Here is a 13,356-nt window from a genome sequence, read left to right as displayed (position 1 = left end):
TAGGTTAACAACCATGTCTCGTATGGCCCCTTAGCTCAGTGGTTAGAGCAGCCGACTCATAATCGGTTGGTCCCCAGTTCAAATCTGGGAGGGGCCACCATTTTTAAAGCCTTTATGGCTCATGTTATCCGCGTACTTCAAATGCCCAGACTACTTTCGTACCACAATGGTGCTGTAACCATTTGTGCATGGCCGCGCTAACGAATAGTGGATTTAGCGTTGCAAACTCAAATGCGTCCATTCATTCGGCGGCGGGAGGCCAAGTAGGAGGGTGTTCAATATTCTGTGTCAGCGGAGTTTTCATACCCGAACCTCACCGGCCAAGATAATTGTCGCTGAGGTGAACCTGTTTTACTCCGTTGCCACCGTATTCATGCTTAACGAGATATTCCACGGTAGTAGGTGGTCAAGATCATCGCCATCGCTTATCAGTGGTAATTGCTTGAATAGAGCCATAAGGTAATCTACCGGTATCAGGCCGTTGGCTTTGGCTGTTTCGAGTACGCTGGAAAGCGAGACCTTAATCGAACCGGGGCGCAGTGAATCGCTCACTGTTTATTATCGCTATAACAACGACCTTGACCGACTGATTGGTACGTCGGGCAACCGTAAGGCGGGTAATGCATCAGTTGACTATGATGCACTGGGCAACATCACCCAATTGGTCACACACAACCGCACGCTTGATTATCACTACAACACTGCACTGAATCGCTTAACCAGCGTCAACGGCTCAGGTGCTGTGGCAAAGAGTTATAGCTCCTTTGATTACGACACACGAGGCAACATCACCAACAACAGCCATGTTGAGATGAGTTACAACCTAGCCAACCAGATGACCGCAGCGCTTGGCAAGAGCTATACCTACGACGGCCACAACCGCCGCGTTAAGGTGGCGGGCGATGGTGATACCCGCTACTATCTCTACAGCCAGTCGGGGCAGCTGTTATTGAGCGAAGATAACGGCGTTCAAACGAACTACATTTACCTTGGTAGCAAGCTTATCGCTGAGGACCGCCAGGCAACAACCACCTTTATCCATACAGATAGGTTGGGCAGCCCGGTGGCACGAACCAACAGCACAGGAAGGGTAGAGAGTCGCCGGCATTACCAACCTTTTGGTGACACTTACGAAGCGCCAAGCGATGACATCGGCTACACTGGCCATAAGTACGATAATGACTCAGGCCTGAGTTATATGCAGCAGCGGTATTATGACCCAATTATCGGACGGTTTTATAGCAATGATCCGGTGGACGCTTTTAGTCATCTAAGTAGCACGAATGGAACTCATGGTTTTAACCGCTATGCGTATGCCAACAATAACCCGTATAAATATGTTGATCCAGATGGGAGAGTTGTTGTTGTGGCTTCTCGCCCTCTAAAACTGGAAGGTGTAGGAGGATTTGGCTCTCATACTATGACAATTGTTTCTACAGGCAAAAGTGAACCTGTTATTTTTAGCAGTCTTAATATTAATGGCAAAAATGTTTTCGCTGAAAACCATCCTGTCGATGTTGGCGCTCTTGCTAACGGAAAAATCAATGATTTTGTAGTGATAGAACCACCTAAAGGGATGACATCAGAACAATTTGATGAAGCTGTTTTAAGCCAGGGCAGGTATATGAGTACGCGAGAAAGTTTAGACTATTCGGCTTTGTCAAAACTTGATGGTAGGGTTTTACCCTCGGAAGGTAATTGCCATACAAGTACCACAAACTTGATTAATGGTGCAGGGGGCAATATACCCAAAGATTTTAACGCTCCAGGTGGCAACCCTGATTTAAATCATAATCGGATAACAGATGACCGCCCTCGTCAAGGTAATTAGGAGTTAAAATGGCATTCTCTAAATTGGTTTTTCCAGGTTCAATAATATTGTTGATAATTTGGTTATCTTGTCTAAATCTTATCTATTTAGTTGATGATGTAGCTAATGTTATTGGATATTTTGGAGCCGCAATTGTGTTGCCGATTATTCTGGCTCTTCTTATAGCCTTAGCTTCACTCAAGGTCTCATACAGCGAATACAGCACTTCATTCAAAAGATGGTACTTATTTATTTGTGGATTTAGTGTAATGTTACCTCCGGTTTATTTATTGATAATGGTTACCTTTACCGATAGGTTTTGAATAACCTTTACGGTGATATCCTTTAACTACCAGCAGACATGTCAGTGCATTCCGGTAGAAGTGATCAGTATTAAACAGCAGGGCTGGCAATGTGGTGCAGCGCCAGCGTCCAAGATGCTCTAGAACAAGGCGGAATCGATACTCCTTGGATGGCAGACCCAAGACCTAATTCTTATATTGGCGAACTACAAGGAGCAAAGGGTGCAACATTCATGAGCTTCTCTGGAGGGGTATTCAGAGTTAGTGGCAGGATTGAATCTAGAAAATTAGATGAAGCCTTGGATTAAAGGAGTACAGCAATGAAAAAATATCTTCTTGTGGTCTTTGCGTTAAGTATTGGTCTAGTTATAGGATTTGTTTCTCGTGGTATTGTTTCTAATTCATTAGTTGCAAATGATTCGCCTGTAAAACCCGATAAAGTACCTCAAAACGCTATTTGGTCAGGTGGTGCTGATGGAGGAATGTGGATCTCTTGCGAGCCTCATGGGTTGCTTGAACTAAAATGTAAAGTATTTGCAGATGTCACTGGCGTGCTAGTTGAAGAGGGTATTTTTGTGAGTGAATCTAGTCAAATGAAGCCAATATTTTACTCTGAAGGAATGATTGATTTACGAACAAGGTATAGTAAGAGTGTATTTTGATTTAAAAATTCAATATGCACTCACCCATCAAAAACCCTACTGTATTTGAACCCAAAGCCTCGCACTCGCGGGGCTTTGTTTTTTGCTCGCATCAAGGCAAGTGGTCTCTGTTCAATACTCAGATGAGGCGGTGCAAGGTTTCGTATCAATGCCACGCTTGGTGGCAAAAGCCATCAGTTTCTTATCGTAAAAGTTCACATCTCGTTGGTAACGGCAGAAGAACTTTAATTCCGGTAGTGTTCAGAATTCTGTGTCATTTCGATAATCTAAGCAAAAAGGACAACACTGCACTGAATCGCTTAACCAGCGTCAACGGCTCAGGTGCTGCGGTAAAGAGTTATGGCTCCTTTGATTATGACACACGAGGCAACATCACCGACAACAGCCATGTTGAGATGAGTTACAACCTAGCCAACCAGATGACCGCAGCGCTTGGCAAGAGCTATACCTACGACGGCCACAACCGCCGCGTTAAGGTGGCAGGCAACGGTGATACCCGCTACTATCTCTACAGCCAGTCGGGGCAGCTGTTATTGAGTGAAGACAACGGCGTTCAAACGAACTACATTTACCTTGGCAATAGGCTTATCGCTGAAGACCGCCAGGCAACAACCACCTTTATCCATACAGATAGGTTGGGCAGCCCGGTGGCACGAACCAACAGCACAGGAAGGGTAGAGAGTCGCCGGCATTACCAACCTTTTGGTGACACTTACGAAGCGCCAAACGACGACATCGGATACACTGGCCATAAGTACGATAATGACTTAGGCCTGAGTTATATGCAGGCACGATACTATGATCCAGTGGTTGGGCGGTTTTATTCGAATGATCCGGTTGGTTGGACTCCATCTAATCCTGTAATGTCGTTTAATCGGTATTTGTATGTGAATAACAACCCGTACAAATATGTTGACCCCAATGGTGAGTTCTTATTTACGGCAATACCAATTGCCGCTGTAGCATATGCCGCATATGATGGATACCAAGAAGGTGGTGTATCAGGCGCTTTAGCAGAAGCGTCTGGCTACAACGATGCTGTTGACTCTGTTAATAGTTTCCAAAGCGGCGACTTTACTGGCGCAGCGATGTCTGCGGCTGCAATTGTTTGCAAGGCTTGTAAAGGAGTCACAAAAGCCAACAAGCTGCAACAGAAAGTTAAAAAAGGTCAAGCACACAAAAGTATAAAGAGATTTGACTCTTCTGAAGACAGTATACCAAACTCAAAAGATCACGTTCACTTTGACGATGGAACATCTATGAATGTTGATGGTACAGTTCATGATAAGAAAAACGGTGTACCTAAACCAAACAATAAACAGAAAAAGTTCTTAAAGAAAGAAGGTTGGCCTGAAAAGCCAAAAACAGATGACTAAATACACAGAAAAAAATTATTGGGAAGATGCAGATTATATTAAATGGGACAGAAATATCTTTACTGAAGTGAATGCGCCTATTAGTGATATCAGAGCATTATGTGAACTAGGGCTTCCCGATTGGGCAGCTCCTAACATTAACTTCGATAACTACATTCCCGAATCAGAAACTTTAAAGATTGGGGAAGATAGGGACGACAGAGAGATTTTCATCGATCTTAAGTCACTTAAAGTTCTGGTTGGCTCAGATAAACAGTTCTTAAATTCTTCACCTTATAAGCTTAGAAAGGCTTTACAGGCTTATGCAATCATGGTGGAAAAGGCTATCGTTATTGACGAAGATTCTATTATCGAAAATAGAGTCAAAACTAGTTTGGTTCAAGAGCTTAAAGAAGAATTGAAAGTGCTTGATCCCTCATGTCTAACTGAAGATGCATTTTGGTCAAATGAGATAGCTAGATTAGGCTGCTCTTAACTGTGCTAATCAACCATTTTGAATCCAAAGCCGCGCGAGGGTGAGGCTTTGTTTTTTGACATCAGCCGTGCGGACTTCAAAGACTCAGCTATACTGTTAAATTACTGTATCAGTTATATTTTATTGACAATGTACTATGGCTCGTAGTGCCGATTAATGTATATGCAGGCACGATATTATGATCCAGTGATTGGTCGTTTTTATTCGAATGATCCGGTTGGTTTTTTAGCTGATAACGTTCACTCATTTGGCCGTTATACATATGTAAACAATAATCCATACAAATATGTAGACCCTGATGGTAAATATGGACGCAGGTCTGGATGGACGGATGAAAAATGGAAGAAATTCGATAGTGCTCAAAAAGCGCTTGGAGAAAAAATGGCAAGCGCATCAGAGTCTTTAAAAAGCCAAGCGGCAGGATTGCAAGAAGGCGAAAGTACAAGTGACGGCTATTCCGCTAGCGATTTGACTAGTATGGCTTCCAGTTTGGATAAAGGATTAGCTGCTATAAATGACAATGGTACAGGTGGACATTTTGCCAATGCAGAATCAATGAAAGGGAATTTAGCTGGAACAGGTGTTATTGGTGGCAAAACCATTACTATGAATACAAGTCACGCTAACTTTGGCAACAATCAAAGTACCAAGTTTACAATTGGACATGAATCTTTGCACAATGCTGGATTAACACACCCTAAACATATCGGATTTGTGCCTTATCGGTTTGGTAGTTTTGGTCAAAGAATGTCCTACAAAAACCTACCAAAACACAAACAAGTTACAAATCCAGATCACGTTATGAGTCAGGTATTCCCATGATTAAGCTTACTTTTTTAATTTTAGTTAGCCTTATTAGTTTCGGCTGCAATGCAACAAATTGTGTAATTAGTGAGAAGTCTGTTTTCGAACAAAGCAAAAAGTACAAGAGTCTTGTTCAAATAGAAATTACTAAGAATGACGCTTTGCTAACCGTCGTTTTAAATGCGCCCCGTGAAATTGAGGGGGAAAGACTAGAAAGTGTTATCTTGCACAAGGAAATAAGTGACGACGGCGATGCTGTTTTTTCTATTCCGTTAAGAGCCACAGTTGAAGAGAGCAAAGCAGTGGCTTGGTTTAACATTGATGAAAAAACGGCAAATCATACTTTTTTGTCATTAGATTATGGCGAAGGATGTGGGACATCAATACGGTACAATATTTCCAATTAATTTAAATCCAAAGCTTCGCCCTCGTGGAGCTTTTTTTCTCACATCAAGACAAGTAGCAGATCAATATTCAGATGAAATGATGCAAGGTTTGGTGTCAATGCCATGCTTGGTGGCAAAAGCCATCAGTTTCTTATCGTAAAAGTTCATATCCCGTTGGTAGCGGCAAAAAAATTTAACGACGGTGTTTTCTTGGTCATAGATAGCCCGAATATCATTTTCCCCGGCATCAATGGAGTAAGAGCCATCGTCTAGCTGATAAGCTGCACGGCCACCGACAAAGCATTCTCTCGTGAAAGTAGACAGCACGTTTTTAACCTGCTCTGGCTTCACAAGCTTAAATTCGGTGCGGCAGTAAGGCATGACTCAGGTCTCTTTTTATACTTATACTTGAGTATAGCAGAAGGAAATATTGCTCGGTGGGTATGCGGAGCTTTTGGAACATTCTGTGAGCGAGACGGAACGCGCCAATGAGTTTTGCCGGAACATTTGAAGAGTTCAGGTGAACGTTTTCATGAGCGTAATCATGTGAGTAGGCTTCTCGTTTGTCCCGTCTGGGCTTTTTTTCATACGCCACCAGACTTTTTTGTACGTTCCGTTTAAATTCTGAAATGTTCCACGTCTGCTATGGTTAGTGGCGGTGATAAGTAGCGATTAAGCCCAATTCGATAGATTGCCTTTGGGAAGAGAGCGTGATGAGTTGGAAACAGATACTTGGCCCTTTCCTGTTTGAAGTCTTATACCGTTACCCGTTGCCGCAAGTAGTGCGAGTAATCCTGACTTGCTCTGGAAATCGTGTGAATCCCTCATTCCGTAAACAAAATCAAGATCCGCTATTAGCTCGCTCATATCGACAAAAAATAAGCTCAGGCGAAGGCAATTAACCTATGAGCTGGAACGCTCTATTGATTACGCACCCGACAGGATTTTAACGGTTATTGACAGCACTTAGCCGTTGCTCATCTTTTTTTCTTTGATAACTATCAAACAAGTCTATTCATTCGTGCAAAAAATCTCTAAAGTGTAGCCTCAATAAAGCGCAGTAAGCACTGCCATACACATAATAAATACAATAACAAAGAGTTGATAGCTATGTCGGTAATGACTGATAACCGCGGATCTTGGGGATCAAAAATAGGATTTATCTTTGCTGCAGCGGGGTCTGCGGTGGGCCTAGGCGCCATTTGGAAGTTTCCATACATTGCCGGCCAAAATGGTGGCGGGGTGTTCTTATTGGTCTATTTGGCCTGCGTCTTTACCGTGGGTGCCGTGATGATGCTCTCGGAGATGATGATTGGCCGTCGCGCTAATAAATCAGCCACCTCAGCCTATCGAGCTTTAGGCGGCGGTTATTGGCATGTAGCAGGGTGGATCTCGGTACTCTGTGTCTTTTTGATTCTTGGCTTTTATTCAGTAGTCGGTGGTTGGACCATTGCTTACGTTTTTGAAGCCGTGCGAGGCGATGTACTGACAACTGACGGGGCTGCACTTGAAGCCGCCTTTGGACAATTTATTGGCGACCCTTTGCCTGCACTAGTTTATACCTTCTTATTCCTATCTATTACAGCTGGTATTGTTATTGCTGGGGTACAATCTGGTATCGAACGAATTTGTAAGATATTGATGCCAACGTTGTTTGTATTGATGTTGTTTTTGGTGGTGCGCAGTTTAACATTGCCCGGCGCTATTGACGGGTTATTCTATTTAATTACACCTGACTGGAGCAAACTGAGTATCCGGATGGTGTTAGACGCCCTCGGTTTGGCGGTATTCTCATTATCGGTAGGAGCTGGCTTAATGATAGCTTATGGCTCTTATTTAAATAGAGAAACACGGGTGATCAACTCAGGCCTGTGGATTGCCTTTTTAGCTATCTTAGCATCGGTTTTAGCGGGCTTGATGATTTTGCCGGCGGTCTTCGCCTTTGACGTTGACCCGGCTGCGGGCCCCGGCTTAACTTTTATTACTATGCCAGCATTATTTGCACAGATGGCTGGTGGGCAGTTCCTTGCCATCATTTTCTTCTTATTGTTGTTATTTGCAGCAATCACCTCAGCTATTTCTATTCTAGAGCCGGTAGTGGCGTTTTTGATTGATGAATACAAGGTGTCGCGTAAGAAAGCCACTTTGTGGGTTGCGGCCGTTAATTTCATTTTACTTGGAGTGCCGGCGGCGTTGAGTTTTGGTGGCGCAGCAGATAACTTAAGTCTGTTTGGCAAAACACCTTTTGATTTAATGGATTTTATTGCATCGAATTTATTGATGCCTTTAGGTGGTATGTTAGCTGCAGTGTTTGTTGGCTGGCGTATTTGGCCGGTTATTCGAGCTGAGTTAGAAAAAGAATGCCCGAATTGGTGTATTAAATTATTCCGCTTTGTTGCCGGTATACTGTCGCCGGTACTCATTGCAGCTGTGGCTTATTTCTTGATTTTTTCTTAGCTTAGCAGCTAAGCGATAGCTCTATATGAGTTAACAAGGCCCTTAATCTAAATAGGTTAAGGGCCTTTTTTGTGGTGCTTTCTGTAACAACTTTTACAAATGGTTACCATGCGCACCTGTATGCCTTGTGGCCTAAATGCTACATTGTTGCGTAATCGTTAGCATCATCAGTAACCAAAAGGTTTGCTCCTATGTCTCGTGTGTTATTAGTCACCGTAAGTTCGCTAAGTATCCTAGCTAGTCAATTTTGGTTCAGTGCAGCTTCCGCTGTGCCTCGGGTTGATGGCCAAGCTGCCTCCACTGAAGCTGTTTCTATCTGCAAAAGCGGTGATTGTGATAAAGAGCTCTCGGAACTTGAGCGTTTGGCCCGAAAAGGTAGTGGCGATGCGGCAGCTGTCGTTGCTTTAGCTTATGCCAGTGGTGATGGAGTCGAGCAAGATCTCGGTAAAGCTAAAGAGTTTATCGAGCATGGTGTACGTAAACGGAATCCATTGGCGATGTTTGTGATGGCTGATTGGTATGCGCGTGGTTTTGTGTTACCACAAAATACTGAGCAAGCTCAGCTGTGGTTAGATAGAGCTGCAGAAAAAGGCTATGCACCAGCCCAATATGATAAAGCCGTTAAGCTACTGGGCAGTACTGATAATGCCGAACAATTACAGGCATTACCGCTGTTACAAGCAGCTGCCGAGGCAAATTTAGTGAGCGCTATGTATGCACTGGCAAGATTGCAGCATACTGGTACGTTGGTTGAGCAAGATCTTCCTGCAGCGGCAGAGCTCTATGCAAAATTAGCGCGCACAGGCCATACGGAAGCGCGTAACCATTTAAAACAAGTGAACCAACAGCTACAAGGCACCGAACTGATGAATTCCGCTAAAGGCAAAAGCTTATTAGCGGCAGAACAAGCTATGGAACGTATTAGCGTCACAGCCGAAGCAAATCGTTATCGTAGTCAGTTAGGTCGTTTGATTGACCAGATTGATGCTTCTGGTAGCTATGATAATCGCTCCATTGGTTCACGCATTAACGGCGTCGGTTGTGGTGACACTGGTAGCCCTTGTGGTATTAGTAAACCTAGCCGTGGCCAAGGTAGCCTCAATGATGTGTTAACGGGCGGCCAAGGTAATAATTAATGACGTGACTCGGCGCTGGTGGGTAATTCTGCCAGCGCTTTAGCTAAAGCCGGTTCAAAATTGCTAAACACCGAAGTAACTCCTACTAAAGTAACAATCCCAGCTCGTTCAAGTTTCTTAAGCACCCGTTCATTAGCGCCCGAAATGAGTACTTGGGTATGTTGACGTTGAAAGCGCTGAATGACTTCTTCTAAGGTTTGTAGTGCCGTAATATCCATAAAGGGCACCCACTTAAACCGAAGGATCAATATATGTGGGCGTGCATGAATCGCGCCAAGGGTGCGCTCAAAGGTTTCTGCTGCAGCAAAAAAGAACGGTCCTTCAAGGGTATAAACTGAAATCTCTGGGGGTAATTCGGTTAATTGATGCTGCGCCAAAGCGGGTGCCAATTCTGGTTGAGTCTCAGCTTTCACTTCCACACTGCTAGCCATGCGCCGCACAAAATGTAACATGGCAATGATGACTCCAATGTTCACAGCTACCACCAGATCTGCAAACACGGTGAGTGAGAACGTGATTAATAAAATGGCGATATCAGCGCGCGGAGCACGGCGCAGCATTTTAAGAAAGTGAGGAGCATCGCTCATGTTCCATGCCACTACAAACAAGATGGCACTGAGCGCTGCTAAAGGGATAGCATCTGCCAGTGGCGCTAACGCCAGCAAAATGATCACCAACACTAGGCCATGTACAACACCTGCAATCGGACTATTACCGCCGTTACGAATATTAGTTGCCGTACGGGCAATGGCACCCGTTGCAGCAATACCGCCAAACAAGGGAGCAATGATGTTAGCAGCACCTTGGCCCATCAATTCTTGGTTAGAGTGGTGCTTGGTTCCTGCCATGCCATCAGCTACAACCGCTGATAATAGAGATTCAATCGCACCCAACATGGCGATGGCAAATGCTGGCCCAATAAGTGTCACTATCTGGCTGAAACTTAACTGAGGCAAGCTAAATTCTGGTAACCCCTGCGGAATGCCACCAAAGGCGGAGCCAATAGTTCGTACGCTGGCAAAATTGAATATCAGCTGTAGCAGGGTAGCCAGCACCAGAGCGATTAAAGGTCCGGGAACTTTTCTTAAATATGGAATTTTGGGAGTCACCAGTACTGCTAGAAGTGCGGCAATCGCGATACCGGTGGTGGCTAGGTCAAGCTGAGGTAATTGCTGTAGCAAGCCCCAGATCTGTTGATGGAAATGTTCAGCAGATACAGCGGTCACCCCAAAAAACTCTTGCCACTGTCCTACAAAGATAATCACTGCAATGCCGCTGGTGAAACCAATAATCACTGGGTCCGGAATATAACGAATGATGCTACCGAGTTTAGCTGCTCCTAAGATGAGCAAGATCACACCAGCCATCATCGTGGCCACTTGTAAGCCAACGATGCCATGTTCAGCGACGATTCCAGCCAAAATAACAATAAAGGCCCCGGTAGGGCCTGCTATTTGTACCCGAGAACCACCGGCTAGGGAGACGATGATGCCGGCAATGATCGCGGTGTAGATACCTTGCTCGGGTTTAACTCCGCTAGCGATAGCAAAGGCCATTGCTAGCGGCAACGCCACAATACCAACAATAACCCCAGCCAGAATATTCTGTGGCCAATGTCTAGCTTGCAATAATCCGGCTTGGTAGGCCTCTTTGATCGCGAACATGGGGTATTCCTTTGGTTAATTCCCTTGCTGGCCTCAACTCAGTTTAGCAGCAGCAGCTGCGCGTGCGTTATGTAGTTTTTGATAACTTTCTAGGAGGCGTAAATGACGGTCTAACCCTTCTAATTGAGAATTAGTTGGGGTGAGGCCGTAGAAACGCACGGTGCCATCGACACTACCCACAACCGCAGCCATGGTTTCTTCACCAAACATGCGTTGTAGATTTGGTAAATAATCGGCCAGCTCTAACTCATCATCTAAAGTGATATCTAACACGGCACTTACAGCGCGATAAAAGAGACCGCGGGCCACGGTGTTGTCATTGTATTGCAAAAAGGCTTCAACCAAATCATACGCTTCTTCTGAACGGCCTAATGCTAAGTAGATCAAGATTTTTAGCTCTAAAATGGTTAATTGACCCCAGACCGTGTTTTCATCAAACTCAACCCCAATCAGGGTAATAATATCCATGTAGTTATCTAGCTGGCTGGCCTCTAAACGATCCACTAAATCGGTTAATTCAGCATCACTTAAACGATGTAGATTTAGAATATCATGACGATAATCTAGCGCTTTATTGGTGTTGTCCCAAATTAAATCTTCAATGGGGTAAACCTCAGAATAACCGGGCACTAAGATGCGACAGACTGGAGCACCAAGATCGGTATGCACCGCCATGTACGCCTCTAGTCCTAATTCAGCTAAAATACCAAATAACGCTGTAACCTCTTCGCTATTGCTGCCAGAAAAATCCCATTCAACAAACTCGTAGTCACTGCGGGCACTGAAGAAGCGCCATGAAATGACCCCAGAAGAATCGATAAAATGCTCGACATAGTTATTGGGTTCAGTTACCGCCATCGAATTGAAGGTAGGAGGCATAAAGTCATTCAGGCCCTCAAAACTACGCCCTTGCAACAACTCGGTAAGGCTGCGTTCTAACGCCACATGCAAACTAGGATGGGCGCCAAAGGAGGCGAACACACCACCAGTGCGGGGGTTCATTAAGGTGACACACATGACCGGGAATTGTCCGCCCAGCGATGCATCTTTCACCAACACAGGAAAGCCTTGTGCTTCTAATGCTTGAATACCTTCAACAATCGCTGGATATTTAGCCAGCACTTCAGCGGGCACGTCAGGTAGTGCAATTTCCTCTTCTATAATGTACTTTTTGACCGCCCGTTCAAAAATCTCAGATAAGCATTGTACTTGAGCTTCTGGTAACGTATTGCCGGCGCTCATACCATTACTTAGGTAGAGATTTTCAATTAAGTTTGAAGGAAAATAAACAGTCTCACCATCACTCTGGCGCACATAGGGCAGAGCACAGATACCACGATCACGACGTCCTGAGTTTGTGTCAATTAGATGAGAACCAAGGAGTTCATCATCTGGGTTATAAATCGTTAAGCAATACTCATCAAGTAGCCCTTCTGGCAACTCATCGTTTGGTCCAGGCTGAAACCATCGTTCATTGGGATAGTGCACAAAATCTGCGTTAGCAATGGTTTCACCAAAATATTGGTCGTTGTAAAAGAAGTTGCAGTTCAGACGCTCAATAAATTCACCCAAGGCTGAGGCTAGGGCACTTTCTTTGGTGGCGCCTTTACCATTGGTAAAGCACATAGGAGAGGCTGCATCGCGAATATGTAACGACCAAACATGCGGTACTATATTGCGCCACGAGGCGATTTCTATTTTCATACCCAAATTAGCAAGGATCTGGGTCATATTCGCAATGGTTTGCTCTAAAGGTAGATCTTTACCTTCAATATAAGTCAGGCTGCCACCCTCTGGGGCACCCATTAATAGGGCTTGAGCATCTTCATCCAGATTCTCCACCACCTCAATTTGAAACTCAGGCCCAGTTTGCACTACTTTTTTGACGGTGCAGCGATCGATAGAGCGTAAAATACCTTGGCGATCTTTGTCTGAGATATCTTCTGGTAGCTCAACTTGGATTTTAAAAATTTGGTTGTAGCGATTCTCAGGGTCAACAATATTGTTTTGTGATAAACGAATGTTATCGGTCGGAATATTGCGGGATAGGCAATAAACTTTCACAAAATAGGCAGCGCACATGGCTGAAGAGGCAAGAAAATAATCAAAGGGGCTAGGAGCTGAACCATCACCTTTGTACCGTATCGGTTGATCGGTCACTACGGTGAAGTCATCAAACTTCGCCTCAAGCCGTAAGTTATCGAGAAAGTTAACTTTAATTTCCATGGGTAGCCACCTAACCAACAAAAGAATGTATTTAGGTGGCTATTATCCCTTATTTAGC

The 13,356-nt window shown here is 44.4% G+C and carries 12 protein-coding genes and 1 tRNA gene; 9 read left to right on the top strand and 4 right to left on the bottom strand.

Features of this window, described 5'->3' with window-relative positions:
- Positions 1-24 precede the first annotated feature (24 nt).
- Positions 25-100: transfer RNA gene (locus tag AB8S08_RS10090), tRNA-Ile, on the top strand.
- Positions 101-351: 251 nt separating this feature from the next.
- Here the strand turns inward: AB8S08_RS10090 and AB8S08_RS10085 are convergent.
- Positions 352-456 carry a hypothetical protein gene (locus AB8S08_RS10085; protein WP_258306606.1) on the bottom strand — a complete coding sequence of 35 codons (105 nt, stop codon included), beginning with the start codon at positions 454-456 and terminating at the stop codon, positions 352-354.
- 31 nt (positions 457-487) lie between these two features.
- On the opposite strand from AB8S08_RS10085, the gene AB8S08_RS10080 reads away from it, so the two are divergent.
- The 6 genes from AB8S08_RS10080 to AB8S08_RS10055 all read left to right on the top strand — a co-directional run bounded on the left by AB8S08_RS10080 (position 488) and on the right by AB8S08_RS10055 (position 5,836).
- Positions 488-1,831: an RHS repeat domain-containing protein gene (locus AB8S08_RS10080; RefSeq protein ID WP_369742658.1), complete on the top strand. Its 1,344-nt coding sequence runs from the start codon at positions 488-490 to the stop codon at positions 1,829-1,831.
- 601 nt (positions 1,832-2,432) lie between these two features.
- Entirely contained in the window at positions 2,433-2,774 is a 342-nt protein-coding gene (locus AB8S08_RS10075; RefSeq protein WP_369742657.1) for a hypothetical protein, read from the top strand.
- A 14-nt stretch (positions 2,775-2,788) separates the two neighbouring features.
- Positions 2,789-4,150 (top strand): RHS repeat domain-containing protein, encoded by a 1,362-nt coding sequence (locus AB8S08_RS10070; RefSeq protein ID WP_369742656.1) that lies wholly within the window; start codon positions 2,789-2,791, stop codon positions 4,148-4,150.
- Positions 4,143-4,625, top strand: coding sequence for a hypothetical protein (locus AB8S08_RS10065; RefSeq protein ID WP_369742655.1), 483 nt, complete (start codon positions 4,143-4,145; stop codon positions 4,623-4,625). Before AB8S08_RS10070 ends, AB8S08_RS10065 begins: the two co-directional genes overlap by 8 nt.
- Before the next feature lie 156 nt (positions 4,626-4,781).
- Positions 4,782-5,447, top strand: a complete 666-nt coding sequence (locus AB8S08_RS10060) for an RHS repeat-associated core domain-containing protein (protein ID WP_369742654.1) — start codon at positions 4,782-4,784, stop codon at positions 5,445-5,447.
- Positions 5,444-5,836 (top strand): hypothetical protein, encoded by a 393-nt coding sequence (locus tag AB8S08_RS10055; RefSeq protein WP_110075842.1) that lies wholly within the window; start codon positions 5,444-5,446, stop codon positions 5,834-5,836. Before AB8S08_RS10060 ends, AB8S08_RS10055 begins: the two co-directional genes overlap by 4 nt.
- A gap of 60 nt (positions 5,837-5,896) precedes the next feature.
- On the opposite strand, the gene AB8S08_RS10050 is transcribed toward AB8S08_RS10055, so the two are convergent.
- Entirely contained in the window at positions 5,897-6,196 is a 300-nt protein-coding gene (locus tag AB8S08_RS10050; RefSeq protein WP_110075841.1) for a hypothetical protein, read from the bottom strand.
- Between the two features lie 729 nt (positions 6,197-6,925).
- Between AB8S08_RS10050 and AB8S08_RS10045 the strand changes: the two genes are divergently transcribed.
- Both AB8S08_RS10045 and AB8S08_RS10040 read left to right on the top strand, forming a co-directional pair.
- Positions 6,926-8,272, top strand: a complete 1,347-nt coding sequence (locus AB8S08_RS10045; RefSeq protein ID WP_369742653.1) for a sodium-dependent transporter — start codon at positions 6,926-6,928, stop codon at positions 8,270-8,272.
- A 191-nt stretch (positions 8,273-8,463) separates the two neighbouring features.
- Entirely contained in the window at positions 8,464-9,408 is a 945-nt protein-coding gene (locus tag AB8S08_RS10040) for a tetratricopeptide repeat protein (protein WP_369742652.1), read from the top strand.
- Here AB8S08_RS10040 and AB8S08_RS10035 read toward each other — a convergent pair.
- On the bottom strand, positions 9,405-11,072 hold the full coding sequence (locus tag AB8S08_RS10035; RefSeq protein WP_369742651.1) for a SulP family inorganic anion transporter: 1,668 nt from the start codon (positions 11,070-11,072) through the stop codon (positions 9,405-9,407). The two genes, AB8S08_RS10040 and AB8S08_RS10035, sit on opposite strands and share 4 nt — an antisense overlap.
- Before the next feature lie 33 nt (positions 11,073-11,105).
- Positions 11,106-13,298 (bottom strand): OsmC domain/YcaO domain-containing protein, encoded by a 2,193-nt coding sequence (locus AB8S08_RS10030; protein WP_313932808.1) that lies wholly within the window; start codon positions 13,296-13,298, stop codon positions 11,106-11,108.
- Between the last annotated feature and the right edge of the window lie 58 nt (positions 13,299-13,356).

Source organism: Pseudidiomarina sp. PP-1MA, assembly GCF_041200125.1.
Lineage (GTDB): Bacteria > Pseudomonadota > Gammaproteobacteria > Enterobacterales > Alteromonadaceae > Pseudidiomarina > Pseudidiomarina fusca.
Note: the sequence above shows the minus strand (reverse complement) of the source record. Positions and strands in the feature narration are given on the sequence as shown.